Source organism: Bradyrhizobium sp. (assembly GCF_049581145.1).
Classification (GTDB): domain Bacteria; phylum Pseudomonadota; class Alphaproteobacteria; order Rhizobiales; family Xanthobacteraceae; genus Bradyrhizobium.
Map to the genome: position 1 here is coordinate 1 of NZ_JBAURI010000401.1, position 2,439 is coordinate 2,439.

2 protein-coding genes are annotated in these 2,439 nt (G+C 65.1%); both read left to right on the plus strand.

Translation table 11 applies throughout. From position 1 onward, the window contains the following. Nucleotides 1-1,081 (plus strand): efflux RND transporter periplasmic adaptor subunit (locus tag WCB02_RS12985; RefSeq protein ID WP_423958629.1); only part of this gene is annotated, 1,081 nt, incomplete at its 5' end. A 4-nt stretch (nucleotides 1,082-1,085) separates the two neighbouring features. Then, on the plus strand, nucleotides 1,086-2,330 hold the full coding sequence (locus tag WCB02_RS12990) for an ABC transporter permease (protein WP_423958630.1): 1,245 nt from the start codon (nucleotides 1,086-1,088) through the stop codon (nucleotides 2,328-2,330). The last annotated feature ends 109 nt before the right edge of the window (nucleotides 2,331-2,439 follow it).

Here is a 2,439-nt window from a genome sequence, read left to right on the forward strand (position 1 = left end):
CGCCGAGGCGGTCTATGGAACCGGAACGGTCGAGCCGGAGCGATGGGCCAAGGTGGTCCCGCTGCAGCGCCGACGGCTGGTCGAGCTGTGCAGTTGCGAGGGACAGACCGTCAGGGCGGGTCAGGTACTCGGCCGCCAGGACGACGCTGAGGAGCGCAGCGCGCTGCAGGAGCTCGAAGTCAACGATCAGCAATTGCAGCGCGATCTCGATCGCGCTGAGAAGGATCGGGGCAAGAACGACGCCGCCCAGACCGAGTACGAGCAGCGCTGGACCCAGCTCCAGGAATCCAAATCGCGGATCGCAGCACAACGGGCGCGGATCGATGCCCTGGTGTTGCGGGCGCCGCTCGACGGCATGGTGCTGCGGCGAGACGGCGAGGTCGGCGAGATCGTCGGCCCCACCGACGTCTTGTTCTGGGTCGGGCCGCCCGCGCCGATGCAGGTCGTTGCCGAGGTCAATGAAGAGGAAATCAACCGGATCAATCTCGGCCAGAAGGCCCTGCTGCGAAGCGAGGCGTTCCCCGGACAGGTCCTGCGCGCCACGGTCTCGCAGATCACGCCGAAGGGTGATCCGACCCGCAAGACCTTCCGCGTCTATCTGCTGCTGCCGTCCGATACCAGGCTGCGGATCGGCATGACGGTCGAGGCCAATATCATCGTTCGCGAAAAACAGGCGGCGATCATCGTGCCGGCCGAGGCCGTCGCTGGCGACGCAGTTCAGATCATCAACAATGGCCGCCTGCAGCGCCTCCCGGTCCAGCTCGGCGTGCGCGGCAGCCGTCATTTGGAGATCATCGGCGACATCAGCCGGGGAATGGCGGTGCTGTCCCCTGCCCGCCCCGATCTCGCCGACGGCACGCCGGTCCGCATTGCAGGAAACATCGTCAAGCCCGTCCCCGACACTGAGACGCCGGATCTGGGGTCGGATCCGACGCGAGACCAGCCGACGCCCCCGGCGCCCACGCTCGCGTCCGCCGACGATCCGGTAGGCGCGGTGATTTCGGCGGCGATCTCCGCTCACATCGATTCGGTCGTCAACGACGCCCGGCGCAACAGCACCAGATATGGCGACAGCCGCTGACCACATGGCCACCAACCTCCTGCTCACCATCGCATGGACCCACGTCACGAGCCGCGTGCGGCAGACGCTGGTCGGCATGGCCGGCGTTGCGATGGGCGTCGGCTTCACCATCATGATGGCAGGCCTGATGCAGGGCTCGCAGATCGATTTCCTGCGCCAGCTCGTCGACACGATGCCGCACATCACGGTCGAAGACCAACGCCGCTCGGTCCCGCCGCAGCCGGCCGAGCAGGAATATGGCGCGGTGCAGCTGTCGAACGTCGCCAACCTGAACGATCGTCCCGGCATCAAATATCCAGAAGCGGTCATGGCGTCGCTGCGGTCGTGGCTGCCCGGCGACGTCGCGCCGTCGGTAAGGACGACCGCGATCATCGAGCATGGCGCCGGCCATATCGGCGTGACGCTGATGGGCATCGATCCGCGGCTGGAAGTGCGCGTCTCCAAGCTCGGCTCGCAGATGCGCGCCGGTGAGATTGCCGATCTCACACGCGCGCCGAACGCCATCATCATCGGCGAGGCGCTGGCCGAAAAGCTCGCGGTCAAGACCGGCAACACGGTGGTGCTGGCCGGAGGACAGGGTACGGAGGTCAGCGCGACCGTGGTCGGGCTGTTCCGTTCCGGGCTGAAGCGCGTCGACGAAGAGCAGATCTATTCGCTGATCGGCTTCGCACAGATGATCATGAGGCAAAGCGGCGCGATCAACGAGCTGCGGCTGCGGCTGAACGATCCGATTGGCGCGCAAACCGTCGCCGCAGAGGTCGAGGCACAGACCGGCTACAAGTCGGTCTCCTGGCAGGAAGCAAACGCGGACCTGTTGTCCAGCTTCGCGGTTCGCGACTTCATCGTGCTGACCGTGATGGGCGCGATGCTGCTGACCTCGTCATTTGCGACCTACAACATCATTTCCACCATCACCCATGAGAAGCGGCAGGATATCGCGATCATGAAATCGCTCGGGATGCGGGAATATTCGGTACGCCGGATCTTCATCATCGAGGCCGCGATCATCGGCGCAGTCGGGATCCTGTTCGGCTGGCTGCTCGGCTATGGGCTCTGCTACGCCTGGTCGCTGATTACGATCTACAATCCACTGACCGGAAACCACGTTCCGCTGCAGATCTACTACTCGCCGATGCACTATGTCGTTGCCGGGGGCGTCTCGCTGATCTGCTGCTCGGGTGCGGCGTTCTTCCCGGCGCGCAAGGCGACACGGGTGCATCCGGTCGACATCATTCGGGGAGCGTCGTGAGCGAAATAGCCTCCGAGATCGCCTTGCGGGCGGTGGGCCTGGTGCGACGCATCGAGGGCGCGATTTCGCACACGCTCGTCGACGGCATCGATCTTGCCGTGAACAAGGG

What these genes read in the sequence shown, in the direction of transcription:
- WCB02_RS12990 (WP_423958630.1), top strand. Translation starts at nt 1,086, where the DNA reads ATGGCCACCAACCTCCTGCTCACCATCGCATGGACCCACGTCACGAGC.